Origin of the sequence: Amycolatopsis sacchari (assembly GCF_900114035.1) — a bacterium.
Classification (GTDB): domain Bacteria; phylum Actinomycetota; class Actinomycetes; order Mycobacteriales; family Pseudonocardiaceae; genus Amycolatopsis_E; species Amycolatopsis_E sacchari.
Genome location: NZ_FORP01000035.1, coordinates 19,170 through 41,081 on the forward strand (window position 1 = coordinate 19,170; position 21,912 = coordinate 41,081).

The following is a 21,912-nucleotide window of genomic DNA, read 5'->3' on the forward strand; positions in this document are numbered from 1 at the left end:
GTCGGGAAACGCCGTCAGTGCGGCAACGCGAGCGGGAGGGTGCGCCGGACGGCCGCTTCGTGCCGTCCGTACAGCGGCACCACCGGGACCTCCAGCTCGTCCGCGCGGGGGACGCGGCTGCCTGCGACGCGGAACAGGACTTCTTCGTGCAGCCTGCCCTGCGACGTCCGGTGCAGCCGGTACGACGCCACCGTGAAGACGGCGCCCCGCGCGGAAGCGCGGAAAGCGCTTTCCAGATCCGCCCTCGGCGAGAAGCAGGTCTGGACCAGTCCGGCGCCTGACCACGCCCGCCAGCCCTCGTCCACCGCCGTGCCGGGCAGCGGTTCCCCTTGCGCGCCAAGGCTCATGCGCAGTTCCGCGGCGAGTTCGCCCGCTTCGAGCACCGTGGCGGGGTACCCGCGTTCGGCGAGCGCGCCGAGCACGTCCAGCGCCGCCCGGGTCAGCGCCCGGTGCTCGCCGAGCTCACCGGGACCGCGGGACAGCGCCGCGAGCGGGGCGTCGGCGGGGCGGAAGCGCAGGGCCAGCAGGTACGTCCGCTGCCCGCGGTGCGTGCGCACCAGCAGCTGGGCGCCGGAGAGCGGGATCTCGGGGGCCTCGCACGCCTGGCGCAGCACCGCCGTCAGTGCCGTCACGTCCGGCTTGACGCCCGGGTTCAGCCGCAGCACGGCGCTCCAGCCGTCCTCGACGCCGACGGCGCCGAACCGGTGACCGGCCCGGTCGTGGTGCTGGCGCAGCCGGAGGTCCGGCGCGAGCACGAGCAGCGGATCGGTGCCGAGCCTGCGGTCGGTGTGCCGCAGCAGCCGGAAGCGCACCCACGTCAGCGCCCACCCCGCGAGGTGCCGCCCGGCGACGTGGACCGAGGTGGTGCCGACCACGAGCGCCGCGAGCAGCGCCGGGCCCGCCGACGGCTCCAGCGCGCAGAAGACCAGCGCGAGCAGCCAGCAGGCCACCTGCGCGAGCCGGACCGGGAGCACGTGGGAAGCCAGGACCGCGCCGGGGCGGTGCGCCCCGGTGAGGGCGGGAATCCGTGCATCGGCGGTGGTCAAGTTCGACGCCTCTCTTCGATTCCTGGTACAGAATAAACGGCTGTGTCACGATTTCTGTCGGTAGAAATAGCCACAGCCGCCCGTGTGGGGGAGAATCCGCGGGCACGAGCGAGGAGGCGGGATGAACGAGCAGCCGCGGATCAGGGTCAGCGTGGTCGAGGATCATCCGCTCTACCGGTCCGCGGTGGCGCGGGTCCTGGCTGAGGCACCCGACGTGGAGCTGGGCGCGGTCGCCGATTCGGTGCCCCGCTTCGCCGCGGCGCGCGAGCCCGCCGGTTCCGTCGTCGTGCTCGATCTCAAACTGCGCGGGGTCACCGACGCCGCCGCGGTGCAGAAGGTCGTCGAAATGGGGCACAAGGTGCTCGTGGTTTCCGCGCACGCGGGGCAGGACGAGGTGCTCGGTGCCATTTCCGCCGGCGCGCGCGGCTACCTGTCGAAGGACGCCGACGGCGCCGACATCCTGCGGGCGGTGCGGGAGATCGCGGCGGGCGGCACCTACGTCTCACCCGCGCTGGCGTCGTTCCTGCTCAACTCGACGCGCGGGGTGAAGAGCCTGCTGTCCGACCGCGAGCGGCAGGTGTTGTCGCTGGTCGCGGCGGGGGAGCGGGACAGCGACATCGCGGAGGCCATGTCGATCAGCGTCCGGACGGTCCGCTCCTACCTGGAGCGCATCCGCGACAAGACTGGCCGCCGCCGTCGCCCGGAGCTGACGCGCCTCGCGATCGAAGAGGGGATCTCCTAGCCGGGCGGTGAGTTTTCCCGCCGGTGCCGGTCTGTCTGGATGTGGCAGATGACGAGACGCAGGTGCGGGCACTGATCCAGCGGTGGGCGGCCGCGGTCCACGAGGGCGACCTGGCGGGCGTGCTGGCCGACCACGCCGACGACATCGTGATGTTCGACGTGCCGCCGCCCTGCGAAGGGGTGCGCGGCATCGAGGCGTACCGGGCGGTATGGCCGCCCTTCTTCACCTGGCAGGCCCAGGGCGCGCTGTTCGAGGTCGAATCCCTCGACGTGACCGCCGGTGCGGACGTCGCGTTCGCCCAGGCGCTCGTGCGGTGCGGGACGCCGGAGGAACTCGCGGAAAACCCCGCGTTGCGGCTGCGGCTGACCTTCGGCCTGCGCAAACAGCAGGGACGCTGGACCGTGACGCACGAGCACCACTCGTTCCCGGATCTCTCCGGCGAAGCCGCGAACCCGTGAGCCGCCTACGCCGCTACCGCCGCGACCGGCGCGCCCCAGCGCAGGGCGATGCCCTCGCCCCGCAGCACGCGGCGGAACCACAGCAGCGACACGACGATCGCCGCGCCGACGACGCTCCACGAGCCCGCCGTCGACACCAGCAGGAAGTTCCCGACGCTCTCACGCGCGAGGATCCACAACGTCGTCACGCCGTTGGTGAGGAACACCAGCGCCCACAGCAGCGACAGCCGCCGGAACAGCTGCTCGATCCGCGGGTGCTTGCTGAACGCGGCGGGGAACGCGCAGAAGTCGTCGGCGAGCTTCGCGATGAACGGGCGGCCGAACGGCAGCGACGCGACCAGCACGAACGCGATGAGGAAGTTCTGCAGGGTCGGCTGCAGGAAGTAGAGGAACACGCTGCCGGTGACGAGCCCGAGCACGGTGCGCGCCACCAGCAGGCCGGTGGTCAGCAGCAGTACCGCGGGGATCGGCTCGCGGCGCACGACGCGGCGGACCACGGCGAGCAGCGACCACGACAGGGCCGCGATCAGACCGCCGTCGAAGCCGACGAGCGTGAGCAGCAGGTAGAACAGCCCGAGCGGCACGACGGTGGACTCGAGCAGGTGTTTCGCGCCCTGGCGCAGGAGCGCGCCGAAAGCAGGGAGGTGGACGGTCAGGTGCGGGGGCATCGGACTCGCTGTCTTGTCTCGCGGGGGTGCGGGAGGCCGCCCACAGTACCCGGCGAACCTGTGAGATCAGGGTTGGGTCCGGGTAACGCTTCCGGGAAATTTCCGGATCCGGGAAGCCGCGGCCGGTGGTGTGATGTTCCGGTAGGAGGGAGGTGAGCCGATGGACGAGCAGTGGACCGACCTGCTGGTCGCGGTCCCCTCGGCGGTGGCGGGGGCCGCGCTGATGGGACTCGCCTCCGCGGTGCAGGCCAAGGCTTCCCACCAGGTCCGCACGAGCGCGACCCTGAACCCGCGCCTGCTGGTCGACCTCGTGCACCGGCCGCTGTGGCTCGTCGGCATCGCCGCGACCATCGGGGGGCTGCTGCTGCAGGTGCTGGCGCTCGGCTTCGGGCCGTTGCTGCTGGTGCAGCCGCTGCTGGTGACCGCGCTGCCGTTCGCGAGCGGGTTCGCCGCGTGGCTCGACCGGCGCAGGCCGGATCCGGTGGTGGTGTTCGGGACGCTGGTGTGCGTGGCGGGGTTGTCGGCGTTCCTCGCGTTGGCCCGGCCCACGGGCGGGTCGACCGAGATGGTCGCCAACGCCGGGCCGCTGGCCGTCGTGCTGACGCTGGTCGCGCTGGGCGGGATCGGGCTGTCGACGGTGCTGCGCGGGCCGGGCCGGGTGCTGGGGCTCGCGCTGGCGACGGGGGTTTGCTACGGCGTGACCGCGGGGTTGCTGAAGGTCGTGGCGGGGCAGTTGCGTGAGGGTGCGGGGGTGCCGTTCACGCACTGGGCGCTGTACGTCGTCTGCGTCATCGGGCCGATCGGGTTCCTGTTGTCGCAGAACACGTTCCAGCAGGGGCGGATGATCGCGCCGGCGCTCGCGGTGATCACGACGAGCGACCCGCTGATCGGGGTCGCGATCGGGATCGGCTGGCTGGGCGAGTCCGCGGCGACGGGTGCGGGGGTGCTGGCGGGCGAGGTGCTCGCGGCGGGCGTCATCGTCGCCGGGATCGCGATCCTGTCGCACCGCAGCAGCCACCTGGTGGCGCCACCGCGGACGGCGGGAGTCAGCCCAGGCGCCGGTTCGCGAGCGCACCCGTCGCAGCGCGTGCCTTCTCGGTGACCGCCGGGTCGACGTCGACGACGAGCAGCTCCGGCCCGGCGCCCGCCTTGGCGTGCACGTGGCCGAAGCCGTCGGACGCGGTGGAGTGACCGATGCCCGTGGGCGCCTTCGGGTTGACCTGGGTGCCCGTCGCGGCCGGGTCGGCCTGACCGCAGCCCAGCACCCAGCAGCCGGTGTCGAGCGCGCGGGCGCGCACCAGCACGTCCCACTGCTCGACCTTGCCCTCGCCCGCGCCCCACGACGTCGGCACGACGATCGCGGACGCGCCCTGGTCCGCCAGCCGGCGGAACAGCTCGGGGAAGCGGATGTCGTAGCAGGTGGCGAAACCGAGCGTGACGCCGTCGACCGTGGTCGTGACGGCCTCGGTGCCCGGCGCGACGGTGTCGGACTCGCGGAAGCCGAACGCGTCGTAGAGGTGGATCTTGTCGTAGCCCAGGTGCTGCCCGAGACCGGTGATGAGCAGCGTGTTGCGGACGCGCCCGTCGTCGCTGGGCGTGAACATGCCCGCGACCAGCAGCACGTCGTGCTCGTTCGCGATCGCGGCCACCGACTTGGCCCACGGGCCGTCGAGCGGTTCGGCGAGCGGTCCGAGCGGCACGCCGAAGCGCACCATGGCGGCCTCGGGGAAGACGACCACGCGCGCGCCCTCGGCGGCGGCGCGGGCGGTTTCACGGCGGATGAGCTCCAGGTTCTCCGCCGGGTCCTCACTCGACGTGACCTGACTCAGCCCGATCCGGAGCACGGCTACCTCCCTGGTCGTGTACGGCTTCCCCCTCCGTACCCTAGACCCATGCTGAACCGCACCGACCTGCGTGGAAAGGTCCCGTCCGCCGCCGAGCTGCGTGCCACGCTGCCTCGCGCCGAGATCGACGTGGATGCCGCGCTGCATCAGGTGCGGCCGGTGGTCGAGGCGGTACGCGACCGCGGTGTCGAAGCCGTGCTGGAGTACACGGAGAAGTTCGACCGCGTGCGCCCGTCCAGCGTGCGCGTGCCCGCGGACGCGCTGGCCAAGGCGCTCGAAGAGCTGGCCCCGGAGGTCCGCGCCGCGCTCGAGGAGTCCATCGCGCGGGCCCGGAAGGTGCACGCCGACCAGCGCCGCGAGGACGTCACGACGCAGGTGACCGAGGGCGGCACCGTGACCGAGCGGTGGGTGCCGGTCGAGCGCGTCGGGCTGTACGCGCCGGGCGGGCTGGCGGTGTACCCGTCGAGCGTGGTGATGAACGTCGTCCCGGCGCAGGAGGCGGGCGTCGGCTCGCTCGTGCTGTGCACGCCGCCGCAGGCGGAGTTCGGCGGCAGCCCGCACCCGACGACGCTCGCGGCCGCGGCGCTGCTGGGCGTGGACCAGGTGTGGGCCGTCGGCGGCGCGCAGGCGGTCGCGTTGCTGGCGTACGGCGGCACGGACACCGACGGCGGCGAACTGGTGCCGGTGGACCTGGTCACGGGGCCCGGCAACATCTACCTGACCGCGGCCAAGCGCATGCTGCGCGGGTTGATCGGCATCGACTCCGAGGCGGGCCCGACCGAGATCGCGATCCTCGCCGACGAGACCGCCGACGCCGGGCACGTCGCCGCGGACCTGATCAGCCAGGCCGAGCACGACACCCTCGCCGCGAGCGTCCTCGTCACCACCTCGCCGGAGCTGGCCGACGCCGTCGACGCCGAGCTGGCCGCCCGCGTCAAGGCCACCAAGCACAGCGAGCGCGTGACGACCGCGTTGCAGGGCAAGCAGTCCGGCACCGTGCTGGTGTCCACTGTGGACGACGGGCTGCGCGTGGTGGACGCGTACGCGGCCGAGCACCTGGAGATCCAGACGGCGAACGCGCGCGAGGTCGCCGCGCGGGTGCGCAACGCGGGCGCCGTGTTCGTGGGCCCGTACGCGCCGGTTTCGCTGGGCGACTACTGCGCGGGCTCCAACCACGTGCTGCCCACCGGTGGGTTCGCGCGGCACTCGTCGGGGCTGTCGGTGCAGAGCTTCCTGCGCGGCATCCACGTCATCGACTACAGCGAGCAGGCGCTGCGCGAGGTCTCCGGCAAGGTGGTCGCGCTGGCCAACGCCGAGGACCTGCCCGCACACGGCGAGGCCGTGACGGCCCGGTTCGAGGGGGAGAAGTGAGCGCGGACGACGTGACGCTGGCGGACCTGCCGCTGCGCGACGACCTGCGGGGCCGCTCCCCGTACGGTGCGCCGCAGCTGGACGTGCCGGTCCGGCTCAACACCAACGAAAACCCGTACCCGCCGCCGCAGGAGCTGGTGGACGACGTGACGGCGGCCGTGCGTGAGGTCGCCGCCGGGCTGCACCGCTACCCGGACCGCGACGCGATCGCGCTTCGGCAGGACCTGGCGGACTACCTGTCGGTGTCCACGGGTGTGCTGCTGTCGGAGCGGAACCTGTGGGCCGCCAACGGGTCCAACGAGGTGCTGCAGCAGATCCTGCAGGCGTTCGGCGGGCCGGGGCGCACGGCGCTCGGGTTCGAGCCGTCGTACTCGATGCACCCGATCATCGCGGCCGGCACGCGCACCGAGTGGGCGCCGACGCCACGCCGTGAGGACTTCACCCTCGACACCGCGGCAGCCGCCCGGATCGTCGCCGAACGCAAGCCGGACATCGTGTTCGTGACGAGCCCCAACAACCCGACCGGCGGGTCGATCCCGTTGGCGGAGCTGGAAGAGGTGCTGAAGGCGGCGCCGGGCATCGTCGTGGTGGACGAGGCATACGCGGAGTTCTCGTCGCAGCCGAGCGCGGTTTCGCTGCTCGACGCGTATCCCGCGAAGCTGATCGTGTCGCGCACCATGAGCAAGGCGTTCGCGTTCGCGGGCGGGCGGCTGGGGTACCTGGCGGCCGCGCCCGCGGTGGTGGACGCGCTGCAGCTGGTGCGCCTGCCGTACCACCTGTCGCTGCTGACGCAGGCGGCCGCGCGGGCGGCCCTGCGGCACGCGGACGCCACGCTCGCGTCGGTCGCGAAGCTCGCGGCGGAGCGGGACAGGGTGGTGGAAGCCTTGCTGGGGCTGGGTTTCACCCCCGTGCCGAGTGACGCGAACTTCGTCCTCTTCGGACGCTTCGCCGACGCGAAGGCCAGCTGGCAGTCCTATGTGGACCAAGGGGTGCTGATCCGCGACGTCGGCATCGAGGGGCACCTGCGGGTGACCATCGGCACCCCGGAGGAGAACGACGCCTTCCTGGCGGCGAGCAAGGAGGTCCCCCGGTGACCCGGGTCGGCAAGGTTTCGCGCACCACCAAGGAATCCTCGATCGAGGTCGTGCTCGACCTCGACGGCACGGGCCAGGTGGAGATCTCGACGGGCGTGCCGTTCTACGACCACATGCTGACGGCGCTGGGCGTGCACGGTTCGCTGGACCTCAAGGTCGAGGCCACGGGTGACGTGCACATCGACGCGCACCACACGGTCGAGGACACCGCGATCGTGCTGGGGCAGGCGATCCGCCAGGCGCTCGGGGACAAGAAGGGCATCCGCCGCTTCGGTGACGCGTGGATCCCGATGGACGAAACGCTCGCCCACGCGGCGATCGACGTCTCCGGGCGGCCGTACTGCGTGCACACCGGCGAGCCGGAGGAGTTCAACACCTTCACGATCGGCGGGAACTACCCGTTCGTCCTGACGCGGCACGTGTTCGACTCGCTGGCGTTCCACGCGCAGATCGCGCTGCACGTGCGGGTGCTGTACGGCCGCGACCCGCACCACATCGCGGAGGCGCAGTACAAGGCGCTCGCGCGGGCCCTGCGTGCCGCGACGGAGCCGGACCCGCGCGCGGGCGGCATCCCGTCGACCAAGGGCGTGCTGTGAGCAAGGAGATCGTCGGCGTCCTGCTGCTGGCGGAGTAAGACCGGTCTGGCAGCCGAGATGCAGGATTCTTCTAACCGGATGACTGGCACGATCGTGACTCCTTGGCTGGCGGCGAAGGACTTTCATAGCTGCCGTTGAAGCTTGTACAGTCTCTCTTCGTAGCTACTGGGGAGGGATGATTGCCATCGCAAGCGGATCTGAGTTGGAACAGCATCTTGTTGATCTTCATGCCGGTGCAGAAAAGGCGATACGGGCTTCCGTGTCGGACCACTCGTCCGCACTTGGTCGTCTACTCCAGCTCGATCTCGACATCAAGGCCTGGGAAGAGTGTCTGAGGCAACGTCCCGAGACCGCTTTGCTGACGTCGGCGCGACGAAACCTCGCGTACGCGATTTATTGCGCGGCCTCTGGGCTCTACAGTCAGGCTTACGCCAGTGTCCGGCTCTTTCTGGAATTGAGTTTCGCCGCTGTTTACTTTTCGGCCCATGAGCTTGACCGGCGGAGATGGGTCGCGGGACGCTACGACTTCTCTTGGTCGAAGGCATTGGATGAGCAAGACGGGGTTTTGGCTACAAGGTTTGTGCGTGAATTTAACGAGGACGCCGGACGGCATGCTTCAATATTTGCGGAAAAGGCGGCTGTGAGTTATCGCTCCTGCTCGGAGTATGTACACGGTAAGGCGACACATGTTGCCGCGCTTCCCGATAGTCTTTCTTTCTCGGGTTCTGTACTGACTTCTTGGTCTGAAATATCGATCCAGGCAGCTGAAAGTGTGCTGTATCTACTTCTCTGCCGATACGGAGGAGAGCTCCTCCCCTCTGACGACGGAAAGTTGGAGCAAGGTTTGGAAGCGCACTTTTCGCATCTCAAATATGTTCGCTCGTTTCTTGGTCTTCCTGTCGACGACGAGGGGTAGTCGTGTCATCTGAGTTGTTTTTTCGGTCGGAAGACCTTACTCAGGAAGAGGTGCTGACCCACCTTGTGGAGACTGACAGTGATAGGAAGATAGTTGACTCTCTCAAGGGGCGGTCTCCTGTCATTTTGCGAGGTAGTCGCGGCGTTGGTAAATCCTTCTTGATGCGAGTTGCCGAAGTGCAGCTGTCCCATGCGTTGAAGGAGCAGCGTGTCTTGCCGGTTTATGTTACCTTTGCCCGCGCGAGTCTGATCGCGAAACCCACTCCTGAACGTTTTCAGGCGTGGATGCTGGCAAAAATCTGCAATCGACTGATTAGGGCGGCTGCATCTTTTGGATTTACCCTCCCGGCGGGAAGTTCGATCAAAGCGATCCGCGGCACCTCCTCGTCGAACATTTCGCGACTCGAGGCAATTGAAGCACAACTAGAGGAATCATGGAAAGGTGTCGAGTCCTCTGACGACCTGACTGGCGTGCCCGATGTTGATGTGCTCAAAGACGCCGTCGAAGATCTATGTGATGCCGCGAATCTTCGACGGGTTAACCTCTTTATAGACGAAGCTGCACATGTCTTCATTCCCGAGCAGCAACGCCAGTTCTTCACTTTGATGAGGGATCTACGCAGCCCGTATATAGCGGTGAAAGCTGCCGTCTACCCCGGGGCAACCGCTTTTGGTGAATCATTTCAGATGACACATGACGCCACTGAAATGAGTGTGGATCGCCCGATCGTTGAAGACGACTATGCGCGTTCGATGCGAGAGATTGTGTACAAACAGGATGACGGCTATAGAAAAATTATTGCGAGAGAGGGTGAGGCGTTCGACACTCTTGCTTTTGCGGCGACTGGAAACCCTCGCATCTTGCTGAAGACTCTCTCGCGAAGTACTCCCCTTAACAGGCGGAGAGTTCAAGAGGTTGTGAAAAGTTACTATCGTGAAGAAATATGGTCTGAGCACTCGAAGTTGGCCGAGAGGTATCCTGGGCATCGCCAGTTGATTGACTGGGGTCGCTCGTTCATGGAAGGTAATGTTCTGCCCGCGCTCTTCGAGCGCAACGAGGGGCGTCCCCATGAAACGTCGTCTCATATCTGGATCCATAGAGATGCGCCAGAGGTGGTGCGGGAAGCGCTCCGGCTCCTCTGTTACAGTGGCATCTTGCAAGAAGGCGTTTCAGGAATCCGTGCGACCCGCAGCGAAATCGGAACACGCTACATGGTCAACCTGGGTTGTCAATTTGCCCTTGCGAAAGATCCCGTAGTTTACGGCACCGAGGTTCGTCGGCTCTTGTCTATCAAGCGCATGGTCGAATTTGGTGCAAATCATCCAGCGTTTCGTGCAATTCAGAATTTCTCGCTGGATGGACTGGAGTCAAGCAACAATGAGGCCTTGCGCGCTCGACTTGAAGCTCCCGCGTCGAAACTTGATGTGACCCAGTTTCAACATAAGAAGCTGGGTGAGCTGGGGCTGAAAACTATCGGCCAAGTTCTGGCCGCAGGGGAGGATACCTTTAAGAAGGCGCACTACGTTGGGCCGACGAGGGCGCGACAGATGCGAAATGCCGCTGTCGCCGCTGTTCTTGAGTATCTCTCTGGCTGATGGGGCAGTGGCGGTTGGTCTTCGAGGCGCATATATCCTTCGGTTCCCGCTGCGACTGTCTAGGCCTCGAGGAGGGCGTGCTGTGAGCAAGGAGATCGTCGGGGTCCTGCTGCTGGCGCTCGCCGGGTTCCTCGCGGGTGGCGTGTACAGCACGTGGAAGAACTCGCGGGCCCTGGCGGGGTTCCTGCTGGTCGCGACGCTGCTGGCGTTGGGCGGCGCGATCGCGTGGATCGTCGGCTGACCGCCTAGACCTCCACCGGTTCGCGCTTGTCCAGGCGCTTCGTCAGCGCTTCGCCCTCGACGTCGACGTTCGGGAGTGCCCGGTCGAGCCAGCGGGGCAGCCACCAGGCCTTCGCGCCGAGCAGCGCCATCACCGCGGGCACGATCGTCATCCGCACCACGAACGCGTCCACCAGCACGCCGAACGCCAGCGCGAACCCGATCGACTGGATCAGCGTCGTGTCCGCGAGCACGAACCCGGCGAACACGCTGATCATGATCAACGCCGCCGCGACGACCACGCGTGAACCGTGCCGGAAGCCCTGCGCCACGGCCTCCCGCGCCTCGGTGCCGTGCACGTACTCCTCGCGCATGCGCGTCACCAGGAACACCTGGTAGTCCATCGCGAGCCCGAACAGCACGCCGATCAGCAGGATCGGCAGCATGCTCATGATCGGCGCCGTCGACTTCACGCCGAGCAGGTCGTCGAGCCAGCCCCACTGGAACACCGCGACGACCGCGCCGAACGTCGCCACCACCGAGCCGAGGAAACCGAGCGTCGCCTTCAGCGGCACCACCAGCGACCGGAACACCAGCATCAGCAGCAGGAACGCGAGCCCCACGATCAACGCCAGGTACGGCAGCATCGCGTCCGCCAGCTTCTCCGACACGTCGATCTGCAGCGCCGTCTGACCCGTGACGGCCAGTTCCGTGCCGTCCGCCTGCGCCCGGATGTCGCTCACGAGCTGTTCGGTCTGCTCGCTGCTCGGCCCGCTCTTCGGGATCACCGTGAACATCGCCGTGTCGTGCTGCGGGTTGAACTGCGGCGGCGTCACGGCGGCGACGTCCCCGAGCCGCGAGACGCGCTCGACGGCCGCCGTGGTGTTGGCGTCCGTGGCATCGGAGATCACCACGATCAGCGGGCCGTTCACGCCCGGCCCGAAGCCCGAGGACACGATGTCGTAAGCCTTGCGCTGCGTGGAATCCGGCGCCGCGGTCGCGTCGTTGGGCAGCCCGAGCTGCATGCTCAGCGCCGGCACCGCGACCACGAGCAGCCCGGCGACGGCGGCGATCAGCACCGGCACGCGGTGCCGCGACACGAACCGCGCCCAGCGCTCGCCGTGCGTCGCGCGGGTCCGCTGCTTGCGGGCGCGCTTGCCGAGCACCTTGCGTCCCGCGAAGCCGAGCACGGCGGGCAGCAACGTCAGCGCGATCAGCACGGCGACGGCGACGGTCGCCGCGGCCGCGACGCCCATCTGGCCGAGGAACGGGATGCCGACGACGGTGAGCCCCACCAGCGCGATGATCACCGTCAGTCCGGCGAACACCACGGCGGAACCGGCGGTGCCGACGCTGCGGGCCGCCGCCTGTTCGGGATCGTGCCCCTCGCTCAGTTCGTGGCGGTAGCGCGAAACGATGAACAACGCGTAGTCGATCCCGACGGCGAGGCCCAGCATCAGCGCCAGGATCGGGGTGTTGGAGTTCAGCTCGGTGAACCCGGAGACGGTCAGGATCCCCGTCATGCCGACGCCGACGCCGATCAGCGCCGTGAGCAGCGGCAACCCGGCGGCGAGCAGGGAGCCGAACGTCACGGTCAGCACGATCGCCGCGACGACGACGCCGAGCCCTTCCGTGGCCCCGGTTTCCGGCATGCCCTCGATCGCGTCACCGCCGAACTCGACGGTCAGCCCGGCCTGGCGCGCCGGTCCGGCCGGCGCCATCACCGCCTCGCGGTCGCCCTCGGTCAGCTCGTACGCCTGCACGCCGTAGCTGATCTGCACGAGCGCCACCCGGCCGTCCGGCGAGACCATCTTCGACTGGAACGGATCGGTCACGGCCCGCGCCTTCGGTGCCGTTTTGAGACGCTCGACGAGCCTTTCGACGGTCGCCTGGTTCACCGGATCGGTGAGCTTCTGCCCGGCGGGTGCCTCGACCGCGACACGTGCCGTCGCGCCGCCGACGCCGGCCTGCGGGAAGCGCTCCTTGAGGTGGTCGATCGCCCGCTGCGATTCGGTTCCCGGGATCGTCACGGAGTTCGTGAGCTGGCCGGACAGGGTCAGCGCGCCCAGTCCGAGGCAGGCCAGCAGCACGGCCCACACGGTGGCCACGAGCCAGCGCCGGCGGAAGGAGAAGCGGGCGAGTCGGTACAGCAGGGTGGCCACGAGCACGCCTCCGTTTTCAGTCCATCGGGTGAGGATCCACGCTAGCCGATCGGCAAGTGGCTGTCCAAGCCGATCGGCTAGTGGTGTGACTAGCCGCACGGCTAGCGCCTGTGTGGTTGCCGGAGGCGGGGAGGGCACGTACCCTCGGCCTGTTCACTGGGAGGGTGCGATGACAGCCGGGACGGCCCCCGCGACCGCGGGCGGTCAGGAGGACACACGGACCCGCCTGCTCGCCACCGCGTTACGCCTGTTCACCGAGCACGGCGTGGAAGCGACGTCGCTGCAGATGATCGCCGACGCGCTGGGTGTGACGAAGGCGGCGGTCTACTACCACTTCAAGACGAAGGACGAGATCGCCGGCGCGGTCGCCGAACCGGGGCTGCGCGAGCTGGAGGTCGTCCTCGAAGAGGCGTCGCGGCTGCGGCGGCGTGGCGCGCGGGTGGACCACCTGCTGTCCGGGTTCGTCGACGTCGTGGTGCGGCACCGGGCGCTGATCGCGTTGTTCGCACGCGATCCCGGGGTCACGCGCGCGCTCGCGAACTCGTGGTCCGAGGTGCTCAGCATCCGCATGATGGAGCTGTTCGCCGGGCCGGAGGAGGACGAGAGCCGCGTGATCGCCGCACACGCCGCGATCGTGGGCATCGCGCTCACCGGCGGTGCGCCGCAGTTCGCGGAGATGGACGACGACACGTTGCGCGGGCACCTGCTGGAGGTCGGCCGCCGGTTGCTGGGGCGGCCGCGGCGGAGCGCGTGAGCCGTCATGGCCCGCCTTACCGAACAGGACTCCGCACCGGCAAGCGGTTCCACGACGCCGCGATCGGCGGGCGATCCCCGATTATGTCGTGGTCCCGGGCTCGCCGAGCGGCTCCGCGGCAAGCACCTCACCGCGGCGACCGCGCTCGTCGGCGGCGGCGGGCACGTGCACGGGAAGATCGTGATCAAGCTGTAGGCACTACGCCCCGCCCTCGACGGCCGGCTTGAGCCGCCGCGCGCCGGGGCCGAAGCGGGACATCTGGTCGTCCTGGTTGTACAGCCCGCACACGCGCAGCGAAAGGCAGCCGCAGCCCACGCAGCCGGTCAGCCTGTCCCGCAGGCGCTGCAACGCGTCGATCCGCGCGTCGAGCTCCTCCTGCCAGTTCCGGGACAACCTCGCCCAGTCCGCCTTCGTCGGCGCGTGGTCCTTCGGCAGCGTGGCGAGCGCGGCGCTGATCTCCTCCAGGCTGAGCCCCACCCGCTGCGCCGCCCGGATGAACGCGATCCGCCGCAGCACCGACCTCGGGTAGCGGCGCTGGTTGCCCGCGGACCGCTCGGACGAGATCAGCCCGCGGTCCTCGTAGAACCGCAACGCCGTGTGCGGTACGCCGCTGCGTTCGGCGACCTGCCCGATGCTGAGGTGGTCGGCAAGCTTGGTCACGGTGCCAGCCTAGCCTTGACCTCAACCTAAGTCGAGGTTGCACGGTGGCGGCATGACGACCACCACGCCGGACCCCACCGCCCTGCTCACCCGCATGACGGGCGACGAGAAGCACCTCGCCGCCGCGACGTCCACTTTGGACGTCATCGCCGTGCTCTACGACCGCGTGCTGAACATCTCGCCCGGCGCGGTCCGCGACCCCCGCCGCGACCGCTTCCTGCTGTCGAAGGGGCACGGGCCGATGGCCTACTACGCGGTGCTCGCCGCCAAGGGCTTCCTGGACCCGGCGGAGCTGGACGACTGGGCCTCGGTCCGCTCGCGCCTGGGCATGCACCCGGACCGGATGCGGGTCCCCGGCGTCGAGATCTCCAGCGGCTCGCTGGGCCACGGCCTGCCCCTCGCCGTGGGCACCGCGCTGGGCCTGCGGGCGCAGGGGTTCACCGGCTCGAAGGTCGTCGTGCTCGTGGGGGACGCCGAACTCGACGAGGGCTCCAACGGCGAGGCGATCGTGCTCGCCGCCCGCTTCGGGCTCGACGCGCTCACCACCGTCGTGATCGACAACTCCTCCGCCACGCACGGCTGGCCCGGCGGCATCGACCGGCGTTTCGCCGTCGAGGGCTGGGCGACGCGCACCGTCGACGGGCACGACCGCGACGCCCTGTACGCCGCTTTCACCGAACCCCACCCAGGGCAGCCGCTGTGCGTGGTGGCCGTCGTCGAACCGAAGGAGAGCTGACCCGTGCGGGAAACCTTTCTGTCCACAATGGAGGAAGCGCTCGACGTCGATCCCCGCGTGGCGCTCGTCCTCGCCGAGATCTCCGTCGCGCAGGTCTCCGGGGCGGCCCGGCGCCACCCCGACCGCGTGATCAACGTCGGCATCCGCGAACAGGCGCTCATCGGCGTCGCGGGCGGCCTCGCGCTGGCCGGGATGCGGCCCGTCGCGCACACCTTCCCGCCGTTCCTCGTCGAGCGCCCGTACGAACAGGTCAAGCTCGACCTGACCCACCAGGGCGCCGGCGCGGTGCTCGTCTCCTGGGGCGGGTCCTACGACATGTCCACCGCCGGGCGCACGCACCAGTCGCCGGGGGACGTCGCGCTGCTCGACACCATCCCGGGCTGGACCGTGCACGTGCCGGGCCACGCCGAGGAAGCCCGGCGGTTGCTGCTGGAGTCCCTGCCCGGCGACGAGAGCGTCTACCTGCGGCTCAGCGGTCAGACGAACGCCCGCCCGCACCTGGGCAGCGGGTTGCAGGCGCTGCGGCGGGGCCGTGCGGGCGTGGTGCTGGCGGTGGGCCCGATGCTCGACCGCGTGCTCGCGGCGACGGAGGGGCTCGACGTGACCGTGCTGTACGCGCACACCGTCCGGCCCTTCGACGCCACGACACTGCGTGCCGCGATCGGTTCCGCCGCCGACGTCGTCCTCGTGGAGCCCTACCTCGCGGGCACCTCTGCGCACCTCGTGGCCGAGGCGCTCGCCGACGTGCCGCACCGGTTGCGCTGCCTCGGCGTCCGGCGCGACGCCGAAGTCCGCGTCTACGGCACCCCGGAGGACCACGACGTGGCACACGGGCTCGATGTGCCTTCGCTCACCCACACGATTCGCGAGTTCTACGGGCACCTGTGAGCGCCCCCTAGACTGGACGCGTGAGTCGCGTCGTGATCCTGGATTACGGTTCCGGGAACCTCCGTTCCGCCGAACGCGCCGTCCGCCGGGTCGGCGCCGACGTCGAGGTGACCGCCGACCCGAAGGCGGCGCTCGAAGCCGACGGGCTGGTCGTGCCCGGTGTCGGTGCCTTCGCCGCCTGCATGGCGGGGCTGCTCTCGGTGGGCGGGGACAAGATCATCGGTACCCGGCTGGCCGGCGGGCGGCCCGTGCTCGGCATCTGCGTGGGCATGCAGATCCTGTTCGAGCGCGGGGTCGAGCACGGTGTCGAGTCGCAGGGCGCGGGTGAGTGGCCGGGCACGGTCGAGCGCCTGCACGCCGAGATCGTCCCGCACATGGGCTGGAACACCGTGCGCGCGCCGGAGGACTCGCAGCTGTTCGCGGGCCTCGACCCGGACACGCGGTTCTACTTCGTGCACTCCTACGCGGCGCGGAAGTGGGAGCTGGACTCCGGCCTGCCCGGGCAGCAGCCGAAGGTCACGTGGTCGCACCACGGCGAGGACTTCGTCGCGGCCGCGGAGAACGGCCCGCTGTGGGCCACCCAGTTCCACCCGGAGAAGTCCGGTGACGCGGGCGCGCACCTGCTGGAGAACTGGCTCCGGAGCCTTTGACGGCGCCTTTGAGCAGGTCAGCTATCGTGGCGGCGTGACTTTCACGCTCCTTCCCGCCGTTGACGTGGCCGATGGCCAGGCCGTCCGGCTCGTCCAGGGCGAAGCCGGCACCGAGACCTCCTACGGGGACCCGCTGGAGGCGGCCCTCGCGTGGCAGCGCGACGGGGCGGAGTGGATCCACCTCGTGGACCTCGACGCCGCGTTCGGCAAGGGCTCGAACCGGGAGCTGCTGGCGGACGTCGTCGCGCGGCTGGACGTGCAGGTCGAGCTGTCCGGCGGCATCCGCGACGACGAGTCGCTGAAGGCGGCGCTGGCCACCGGTGCCCGCCGCGTCAACCTCGGCACCGCCGCGCTGGAGGACCCGGAGTGGACCGCGAAGGCCGTCGCCGAGTACGGCGACCGCGTCGCGATCGGGCTGGACGTGCGCATCACCGAGGCGGGCCACCGGCTCGCCGCGCGCGGCTGGACGCAGGACGGCGGTGACCTGTGGGAGGTGCTGGAGCGCCTCGACCGCGACGGCGCCGCCCGTTACGTGGTCACGGACGTGAGCAAGGACGGCACGCTCAAGGGCCCGAACCTGGAGCTGCTGAGCGAGGTCGCCGCCCGCACCGACGCCCCCGTCATCGCCTCCGGCGGAGTGTCCAGTTTGGACGACCTGCGGGCGCTGGCCCGGCTGTCCGGCGACGGCGTCGAGGGCGCGATCGTCGGCAAGGCGCTGTACGCGGGCGCGTTCACCCTGCCCGAGGCGCTGGCCGCCGTCCGCTGAGGCGCGGACCGGTCAGGCCTCCGCGAGGCGGATCGCGACGCCGACGACGCGGTCCTTCGGGCCGCGCAGGCGGCTGAAGAACATCGACACCCGGCCCACGACGCCGTACTTCCGCGCGATGGCGTGCCGCACGTGCTCGGTGCCGGCCTCGTCCAGCAGGCGGGCCCGCCCGGTGAACTCCGGCCCGTGCGTCCGCCGTCCACGCAGGTCGCACGCCTGCACGCGGACCATCCCGTCGCGCCGGATGCGCTTGACCTTGCCGGACTTCCGCTCGGTCCACACCGCGAGCTCGCCGTGGTAGGGCGCGGCCCACACCGGCGTCGCGACGGGTGTGCCGTCCTTGCGGTAGGTCGTGATCAGCACGTACTTCTCGGCCATCAGCCGCTCGATCCCCGCAGTCATGCCCGCCACTATGGACCGACTTCGCCGAACCGGGCCAGTGCGAGCGCCGCGGCGACCGCGGCCGCGAACCCGGCGACCGCGAGCCAGCCGAACCCCGGCCGCGTCGTGTCGCCCAGCGCGAGCACGCCGATGAGCGACGGCAGCACCGTCTCCCCGACGACCATCAGCGCCGTCGCCGTCGTCACGCTGCCGCGTTGCAGCGCCGAGGCGTAGAACAGCATCCCCAGCGCGCCCGCCACGCCCACCGCGTACAGCGCCGGGTCGGCGAAGAACGCGCCCACGCTGTTCGTCGAGATGGTCCGCCCGGCCAGCGCGACGAGGGCGAACTGCAGCCCGGCGACCAGCCCGAGTGTCCACGGCACGCGTCCCGCCGCGAACCCGAGCAGGCCCAGCACGGCCGTCGCCACGAGCAACGCCACGTGGAACCCCAGCCCCACGGGAGCGGACCCCTCGCTCTGCGCCGACGCGCCCAGCAGCGCCAGCCCCGCGCACACCGCCACGACGGCCGCCCACTCCCGCGCGTGCAGCCGGGCGCCGATCGCGATCGCCGCGACGGCCGTCACCGCCAGGCTCGCCGCGAGCGCGGCCTGCACGACGAACAGGGGCAGCACCCGCAACGCGACCAGCTGCGCGAGGAACCCGACCACGTCCAGCGCGGTGCCCACGACGTAACGCCACTGCCGGAACACCCGCACCAGCAGCCGCGGATCCACCCCGCCCTCGCCGACCGCGACCGACCGGGCCGCGACCGCCTGCAGCACCGAAGCCACCCCGTACGCCACCGCCGCCAGCACCGCGCACAGCAATCCCCACCACATCCCGGCAAGCCTACGGCGCGCCCTCGGAACCGCCCGGCGACAGGCACCGGTGCGCAGGGTTCGGGGTCTGCGGCGCTACGACGCCACCTGGGAGTTGCTGCACTGGAACCCGCTGTCCGCGGCCACGTTCGGCGATCCGGCGCTCCGCGGCCTGGAGGACCGGTGTCCTCGGGAAGGTCGGTCCCGTCGAGGAGTACACCGGACGGGCCGACGGGACGGTTCGCCGACCGAGCGGGCAGCCTCCCGTGGGGAACCCCTTAAGCTGGAGATATGTCCGTAGCCGTGAGGGTGATCCCCTGCCTGGACGTCGACGCAGGCCGGGTCGTGAAGGGCGTGAACTTCGCCGACCTGCGCGACGCGGGTGACCCGGTGGAGCTGGCCGCCCGGTACGACGCCGAGGGCGCCGACGAGCTCACCTTCCTCGACGTCACCGCCTCCTCGGGCAACCGGGAGACCACGTTCGACGTCGTGCGCCGCACCGCCGAGCAGGTGTTCATCCCGCTCACCGTCGGCGGTGGCGTGCGCACGTGCGAGGACGTCGACCGCCTGCTGCGCGCGGGCGCGGACAAGGTGAGCATCAACACGGCGGCCATCGCGCGGCCGGAGTTCCTGCGTGAGGCGTCGCACCGGTTCGGCGCGCAGTGCGTCGTGCTGTCCGTGGATGCGCGCCGCGTGCCCGAAGGCGGTGAGCCGACGCCGTCCGGTTTCGAGGTGACCACGCACGGCGGCCGTCGCGGCACCGGCATCGACGCGGTCGAGTGGGCCGCGCGCGGCGAGGAGCTGGGCGTCGGCGAGATCCTGCTCAACTCGATGGACGCCGACGGCACCAAGGACGGGTTCGACCTGGAGCTGATCGAGCGGACGCGGAAGGTGGTCCGCGTGCCCGTCATCGCGAGCGGTGGCGCGGGCGCGGTCGAGCACTTCCTGCCCGCGGTGCGCGCCGGGGCCGACGCCGTGCTCGCGGCCAGCGTGTTCCACTTCGGACAGTTGAAGATCGGCGACGTCAAGGAATCCCTGCGCGCCGGGGGAGTCGAGGTCCGGTGAAGCGCCTCGAAGTGAAGGTGACGGTCGGGCTGCTGCTCGGGCTGGGCCTGGCGTACCTGGTGCTGGGCATCGTCATCGTGACCACGTCCGAAGCCTCGCCGCGCACGCTGCTGCTGCCGGTCGCGAGCGTGGTGCTCGGCGGGCTCGTCGCGGGCGGGCTGGTGCTGCGCATGCCCTCCGCGCGGTTCTTCGGGTTCGCCGTCACCGCGCTGCTGGCGCTGCTGCACGCTTTCCTGCTGCTCGCGAGCGCGGTGCTGTGGTTCAAGGTGTTCTCCGGCCTGCTCGCGGCCGGGTACGTCTACGCGTGGGTCCTGCTGAACTCCGCCCCCGTGCGCCGCCACCTGCTCGGAGATGCCGCGTGAGCCTCGATCCCGCACTGTCCGCCCGGCTCAAGCGCAACGCGGACGGCCTGGTGTGCGCCGTCGTCGTGGACCACGCGACCTCCGACGTGCTGATGGTCGCCTGGATGAACGACGAGGCGCTGGAGAAAACGCTGACCACCCGCCGCGGGACGTACTACTCGCGCAGCCGTCAGGAGTTGTGGGTCAAGGGGGAGACCTCGGGGCACGTGCAGCACGTGCGCGAGGTGCGCCTCGACTGCGACGGTGACACGGTGCTCGTCCGCGTGGACCAGACCGGTCCCGCGTGCCACACGAACACCCGCACCTGCTTCGACACCGACGAACGGTTGCTCCTGGCCGACGACCGCGGTTGACCGCGGAAAGACGTTCGCCTCGATCTTCCGGGTGAACTTCCGATCTCGTTGTCTGATTCGTTGCCAAGCCCGCCCCTCTCCGGGGAATGTATGGGGGACCAAAAACGATCTCCCCGTTTCCGGAAAGGTGCGGTCATGAGCGATACGCAGTGCTATTACGGGCAAATGCGCGGCAGGGCGCGGCAGTTGGTGAGCAAGCTGGACGACGCGATGAACGACCTCGTGCTGGTCGAGGCCGCGGTGGAGGAGGTTCTCCGCGCGGACATGGACAACCCGGGTGAGCTGTCCACAACGGACGGTGCGGATCTGCGGCAGTTCCTGGATTCAGCGCAGCTCGCCGTCCGGGCGGCGGAGCGCATCGCGAACGAGCACGTGCGGGACGTGGAGCGCGCCATGCAGCGGCTGGGGCTGATGCCGGAGAAGGTGAGCGCGTGAGTCAATTCGAACGTGTGGAACCGAGGTCGCCGGTGAGGTAACGCTGCAGGGTCGGGGCGACGGCGGCCACCACCGTTTCCACGTCGGCCGAGGCGAGCGGTTCGAACCCGGCGACGTAGCGCACCATGCCGATGCCGATCAGCTGGGAGGCGCACAGCGTGGCGCGCAACTGGGGGTGGTCCGCCTCGATCCGGGCGACGATCCGGCTGAGGACGTTCTCGATGAGGAAGTCGCGCAGCCCGATCGTGGCCTGGTCGTGGCCGGCGAGGCTGCGGACGAGCGCGGGGAAGACGCCGCCGGCGGAGGAGTCCCACACGGAGACGAACCGCCGGACGATCCGTTCGCCGAGCGTGTCGAGGTCCCCCTCGACGAGGGTCGAGACGACCACCTGGGGGTCGAACGGGAACTGGAGCACGGCCTGGGCGAACAAGGCGTCCTTGCCGCCGAACCAGTGGTTGACCATGGCCGCGTCGACCCCGGCCCGCGCCGCGATCGCCCGGACGGTGGCGCCCTCGTAGCCGCTCTCGGAGAACACCGCCCGCGCGGCCTCGAGCAGCGCCGCGCGGGTGTCCTGCCCGCCGGGCCGCCGCCCGCGGCGCTTGCCGGTGTTCGGTTGCTCTGCCGTGCTCACCGCTCCATCATGCCCTGCGGCACAGGGGAATTCGACGTGGGATGAATTGTGTCGGCGGTGGGGGTTGGGTGGTGCTGCTGTGTGGGCGGGCGGTGGTCCGGGCGGTGGGGGATCCGGTGTGTGGGCGGGCGGTGGTTCGGGCGGTGGGGATCCGGCGGGATGGCCGGTGCGTGGTCGGTGAGGCGTGCCGCGCGGCAGGCTGGCAAGGAATCCCCCGCCGACCCACGGCACCGCCCAGCCTTACCCGGCGAAGCAGCCCTCCCGTCATGGCAAGCCCCCACCCGAGCCGATCCCCGGCACCGCGATCACCCCCGCCCGGCATGGCAGGGCCCCCGCCACCGCCCGCTCCCGGCATGGCAAGGCCTCCGCGCCGCCCCACCTGGCCGACCCGCCACGGCCCATCGGGCCCGGCCCGCGACAGCTCCGCCCGCCAGGGCAAAGCCTCACCGCCCCGCCCGCCGAGCCCGGCCCGCGACGGCCCCCGCCCGCCACGGCAAGGCCTCCGCGCCGCCCCACCGCACCGCCGCCCACTGGGCCCGGCCTCGCAACAGCCCCACCCGCCACGGCAAGTCCTCCGCGCCGCCCCGCCGGGCGGACCCGCCACGGCCCACCGGGCCCGGCCCGCGGTAGCCCCCCACCCGCCACGGCAAGTCCCCCACCGCACGGCCCCACCGGCCCCACCCCGCCACGCCCCACCCACCC

Annotated in this window: 27 protein-coding genes; 19 read left to right on the forward strand and 8 right to left on the reverse strand. The window is 70.3% G+C overall.

Features of this window, described 5'->3' with window-relative positions; translation table 11 throughout:
* Nucleotides 1-14: 14 nt before the first annotated feature.
* Entirely contained in the window at nt 15-1,046 is a 1,032-nt protein-coding gene (locus BMZ92_RS33640; protein ID WP_245783411.1) for a type VII secretion protein EccE, read from the reverse strand.
* Nucleotides 1,047-1,167: 121 nt separating this feature from the next.
* On the opposite strand from BMZ92_RS33640, the gene BMZ92_RS33645 reads away from it, so the two are divergent.
* A complete protein-coding gene (locus tag BMZ92_RS33645; RefSeq protein WP_091516114.1) occupies nt 1,168-1,788 on the forward strand; it encodes a LuxR C-terminal-related transcriptional regulator in 621 nt (206 codons plus the stop codon).
* Between the two features lie 41 nt (nt 1,789-1,829).
* A complete protein-coding gene (locus tag BMZ92_RS33650; RefSeq protein ID WP_091516115.1) occupies nt 1,830-2,246 on the forward strand; it encodes a YybH family protein in 417 nt (138 codons plus the stop codon).
* A 5-nt stretch (nt 2,247-2,251) separates the two neighbouring features.
* Here BMZ92_RS33650 and BMZ92_RS33655 read toward each other — a convergent pair whose 3' ends face one another.
* A complete protein-coding gene (locus BMZ92_RS33655; protein WP_091516118.1) occupies nt 2,252-2,914 on the reverse strand; it encodes a VC0807 family protein in 663 nt (220 codons plus the stop codon).
* A gap of 160 nt (nt 2,915-3,074) precedes the next feature.
* On the opposite strand from BMZ92_RS33655, the gene BMZ92_RS33660 reads away from it, so the two are divergent.
* Entirely contained in the window at nt 3,075-4,016 is a 942-nt protein-coding gene (locus BMZ92_RS33660; protein ID WP_177228985.1) for a DMT family transporter, read from the forward strand.
* Here BMZ92_RS33660 and BMZ92_RS33665 read toward each other — a convergent pair.
* Nucleotides 3,961-4,758, reverse strand: a complete 798-nt coding sequence (locus tag BMZ92_RS33665; RefSeq protein WP_091516120.1) for a carbon-nitrogen hydrolase family protein — start codon at nt 4,756-4,758, stop codon at nt 3,961-3,963. The two genes, BMZ92_RS33660 and BMZ92_RS33665, sit on opposite strands and share 56 nt — an antisense overlap.
* A 48-nt stretch (nt 4,759-4,806) precedes the next feature.
* Between BMZ92_RS33665 and hisD the strand changes: the two genes are divergently transcribed.
* The 6 genes from hisD (at nt 4,807) to BMZ92_RS37685 (ending at nt 10,571) form a co-directional block, all read left to right on the forward strand.
* Nucleotides 4,807-6,129: a histidinol dehydrogenase gene (hisD, locus tag BMZ92_RS33670; RefSeq protein ID WP_091516122.1), complete on the forward strand. Its 1,323-nt coding sequence runs from the start codon at nt 4,807-4,809 to the stop codon at nt 6,127-6,129.
* Nucleotides 6,126-7,223 (forward strand): histidinol-phosphate transaminase, encoded by a 1,098-nt coding sequence (locus BMZ92_RS33675; RefSeq protein ID WP_091516125.1) that lies wholly within the window; start codon nt 6,126-6,128, stop codon nt 7,221-7,223. Before hisD ends, BMZ92_RS33675 begins: the two co-directional genes overlap by 4 nt.
* Nucleotides 7,220-7,819 carry an imidazoleglycerol-phosphate dehydratase HisB gene (hisB, locus tag BMZ92_RS33680; RefSeq protein ID WP_091516127.1) on the forward strand — a complete coding sequence of 200 codons (600 nt, stop codon included), beginning with the start codon at nt 7,220-7,222 and terminating at the stop codon, nt 7,817-7,819. The genes BMZ92_RS33675 and hisB overlap by 4 nt, the downstream gene beginning before the upstream one ends.
* A gap of 175 nt (nt 7,820-7,994) precedes the next feature.
* Nucleotides 7,995-8,735, forward strand: coding sequence for a hypothetical protein (locus BMZ92_RS37130; RefSeq protein ID WP_143250007.1), 741 nt, complete (start codon nt 7,995-7,997; stop codon nt 8,733-8,735).
* A gap of 2 nt (nt 8,736-8,737) precedes the next feature.
* Nucleotides 8,738-10,330 (forward strand): ORC-CDC6 family AAA ATPase, encoded by a 1,593-nt coding sequence (locus BMZ92_RS37135; protein ID WP_143250008.1) that lies wholly within the window; start codon nt 8,738-8,740, stop codon nt 10,328-10,330.
* 82 nt (nt 10,331-10,412) lie between these two features.
* Nucleotides 10,413-10,571: a hypothetical protein gene (locus BMZ92_RS37685; RefSeq protein WP_177228986.1), complete on the forward strand. Its 159-nt coding sequence runs from the start codon at nt 10,413-10,415 to the stop codon at nt 10,569-10,571.
* A 4-nt stretch (nt 10,572-10,575) separates the two neighbouring features.
* Here the strand turns inward: BMZ92_RS37685 and BMZ92_RS33685 are convergent, their stop codons facing one another.
* Nucleotides 10,576-12,711, reverse strand: coding sequence for an MMPL family transporter (locus BMZ92_RS33685; RefSeq protein WP_091516195.1), 2,136 nt, complete (start codon nt 12,709-12,711; stop codon nt 10,576-10,578).
* A gap of 169 nt (nt 12,712-12,880) precedes the next feature.
* Between BMZ92_RS33685 and BMZ92_RS33690 the strand changes: the two genes are divergently transcribed.
* Both BMZ92_RS33690 and BMZ92_RS37140 read left to right on the forward strand, forming a co-directional pair.
* Nucleotides 12,881-13,465, forward strand: coding sequence for a TetR/AcrR family transcriptional regulator (locus tag BMZ92_RS33690; protein ID WP_091516130.1), 585 nt, complete (start codon nt 12,881-12,883; stop codon nt 13,463-13,465).
* A 6-nt stretch (nt 13,466-13,471) separates the two neighbouring features.
* Nucleotides 13,472-13,660: a hypothetical protein gene (locus BMZ92_RS37140; RefSeq protein ID WP_143250009.1), complete on the forward strand. Its 189-nt coding sequence runs from the start codon at nt 13,472-13,474 to the stop codon at nt 13,658-13,660.
* Nucleotides 13,661-13,663: 3 nt separating this feature from the next.
* Here the strand turns inward: BMZ92_RS37140 and soxR are convergent, their stop codons facing one another.
* Entirely contained in the window at nt 13,664-14,125 is a 462-nt protein-coding gene (soxR, locus tag BMZ92_RS33695; RefSeq protein WP_091516132.1) for a redox-sensitive transcriptional activator SoxR, read from the reverse strand.
* A 52-nt stretch (nt 14,126-14,177) separates the two neighbouring features.
* Here soxR and BMZ92_RS33700 point away from each other — a divergent pair, with 52 nt between their 5' ends.
* From BMZ92_RS33700 to priA, 4 genes are read left to right on the forward strand one after another with little or no spacing between them, the layout of a single operon-like run.
* Nucleotides 14,178-14,861 (forward strand): thiamine pyrophosphate-dependent enzyme, encoded by a 684-nt coding sequence (locus BMZ92_RS33700; protein ID WP_091516134.1) that lies wholly within the window; start codon nt 14,178-14,180, stop codon nt 14,859-14,861.
* 3 nt (nt 14,862-14,864) lie between these two features.
* Nucleotides 14,865-15,749 (forward strand): transketolase family protein, encoded by an 885-nt coding sequence (locus BMZ92_RS33705; RefSeq protein WP_281245247.1) that lies wholly within the window; start codon nt 14,865-14,867, stop codon nt 15,747-15,749.
* A 20-nt stretch (nt 15,750-15,769) separates the two neighbouring features.
* Entirely contained in the window at nt 15,770-16,399 is a 630-nt protein-coding gene (gene hisH, locus BMZ92_RS33710) for an imidazole glycerol phosphate synthase subunit HisH (RefSeq protein ID WP_177228987.1), read from the forward strand.
* A gap of 34 nt (nt 16,400-16,433) precedes the next feature.
* A complete protein-coding gene (priA, locus tag BMZ92_RS33715) occupies nt 16,434-17,165 on the forward strand; it encodes a bifunctional 1-(5-phosphoribosyl)-5-((5-phosphoribosylamino)methylideneamino)imidazole-4-carboxamide isomerase/phosphoribosylanthranilate isomerase PriA (protein ID WP_091516141.1) in 732 nt (243 codons plus the stop codon).
* Nucleotides 17,166-17,177: 12 nt separating this feature from the next.
* Here priA and BMZ92_RS33720 read toward each other — a convergent pair whose 3' ends face one another.
* Nucleotides 17,178-17,567 carry a PPOX class F420-dependent oxidoreductase gene (locus tag BMZ92_RS33720; protein WP_091516197.1) on the reverse strand — a complete coding sequence of 130 codons (390 nt, stop codon included), beginning with the start codon at nt 17,565-17,567 and terminating at the stop codon, nt 17,178-17,180.
* Nucleotides 17,568-17,575: 8 nt separating this feature from the next.
* The gene (locus tag BMZ92_RS33725; protein WP_091516143.1) at nt 17,576-18,385 is read right to left on the reverse strand and encodes a DMT family protein; all 810 of its coding nucleotides are present in this window, start codon (nt 18,383-18,385) and stop codon (nt 17,576-17,578) included.
* Nucleotides 18,386-18,655: 270 nt separating this feature from the next.
* On the opposite strand from BMZ92_RS33725, the gene hisF reads away from it, so the two are divergent.
* From hisF to BMZ92_RS33745, 4 genes are all read left to right on the forward strand, one after another.
* Nucleotides 18,656-19,429 (forward strand): imidazole glycerol phosphate synthase subunit HisF, encoded by a 774-nt coding sequence (hisF, locus tag BMZ92_RS33730; RefSeq protein WP_091516146.1) that lies wholly within the window; start codon nt 18,656-18,658, stop codon nt 19,427-19,429.
* The gene (locus BMZ92_RS33735; RefSeq protein WP_091516148.1) at nt 19,426-19,791 is read left to right on the forward strand and encodes a hypothetical protein; all 366 of its coding nucleotides are present in this window, start codon (nt 19,426-19,428) and stop codon (nt 19,789-19,791) included. Before hisF ends, BMZ92_RS33735 begins: the two co-directional genes overlap by 4 nt.
* On the forward strand, nt 19,788-20,144 hold the full coding sequence (gene hisI / locus BMZ92_RS33740) for a phosphoribosyl-AMP cyclohydrolase (RefSeq protein WP_091516150.1): 357 nt from the start codon (nt 19,788-19,790) through the stop codon (nt 20,142-20,144). Before BMZ92_RS33735 ends, hisI begins: the two co-directional genes overlap by 4 nt.
* Nucleotides 20,145-20,279: 135 nt before the next feature.
* On the forward strand, nt 20,280-20,579 hold the full coding sequence (locus BMZ92_RS33745) for a hypothetical protein (RefSeq protein WP_143250010.1): 300 nt from the start codon (nt 20,280-20,282) through the stop codon (nt 20,577-20,579).
* A gap of 1 nt (nt 20,580) precedes the next feature.
* On the opposite strand, the gene BMZ92_RS33750 is transcribed toward BMZ92_RS33745, so the two are convergent.
* A complete protein-coding gene (locus BMZ92_RS33750) occupies nt 20,581-21,210 on the reverse strand; it encodes a TetR/AcrR family transcriptional regulator (protein WP_091516156.1) in 630 nt (209 codons plus the stop codon).
* Nucleotides 21,211-21,912: the final 702 nt, after the last annotated feature.

Excerpts from the sequence above, each read along its gene's own strand:
- BMZ92_RS33645 (WP_091516114.1), top strand. The coding sequence starts at position 1,168 with ATGAACGAGCAGCCGCGGATCAGGGTCAGCGTGGTCGAGGATCATCCG.
- BMZ92_RS33655 (WP_091516118.1), bottom strand. The coding sequence starts at position 2,914 with ATGCCCCCGCACCTGACCGTCCACCTCCCTGCTTTCGGCGCGCTCCTG.
- BMZ92_RS33660 (WP_177228985.1), top strand. The coding sequence starts at position 3,075 with ATGGACGAGCAGTGGACCGACCTGCTGGTCGCGGTCCCCTCGGCGGTG.
- hisD (WP_091516122.1), top strand. The coding sequence starts at position 4,807 with ATGCTGAACCGCACCGACCTGCGTGGAAAGGTCCCGTCCGCCGCCGAG.
- BMZ92_RS37130 (WP_143250007.1), top strand. The coding sequence starts at position 7,995 with ATGATTGCCATCGCAAGCGGATCTGAGTTGGAACAGCATCTTGTTGAT.
- BMZ92_RS33690 (WP_091516130.1), top strand. The coding sequence starts at position 12,881 with ATGACAGCCGGGACGGCCCCCGCGACCGCGGGCGGTCAGGAGGACACA.
- BMZ92_RS37140 (WP_143250009.1), top strand. The coding sequence starts at position 13,472 with ATGGCCCGCCTTACCGAACAGGACTCCGCACCGGCAAGCGGTTCCACG.
- BMZ92_RS33700 (WP_091516134.1), top strand. The coding sequence starts at position 14,178 with ATGACGACCACCACGCCGGACCCCACCGCCCTGCTCACCCGCATGACG.
- BMZ92_RS33720 (WP_091516197.1), bottom strand. The coding sequence starts at position 17,567 with ATGACTGCGGGGATCGAGCGGCTGATGGCCGAGAAGTACGTGCTGATC.
- BMZ92_RS33725 (WP_091516143.1), bottom strand. The coding sequence starts at position 18,385 with ATGTGGTGGGGATTGCTGTGCGCGGTGCTGGCGGCGGTGGCGTACGGG.
- hisF (WP_091516146.1), top strand. The coding sequence starts at position 18,656 with ATGTCCGTAGCCGTGAGGGTGATCCCCTGCCTGGACGTCGACGCAGGC.
- BMZ92_RS33745 (WP_143250010.1), top strand. The coding sequence starts at position 20,280 with ATGAGCGATACGCAGTGCTATTACGGGCAAATGCGCGGCAGGGCGCGG.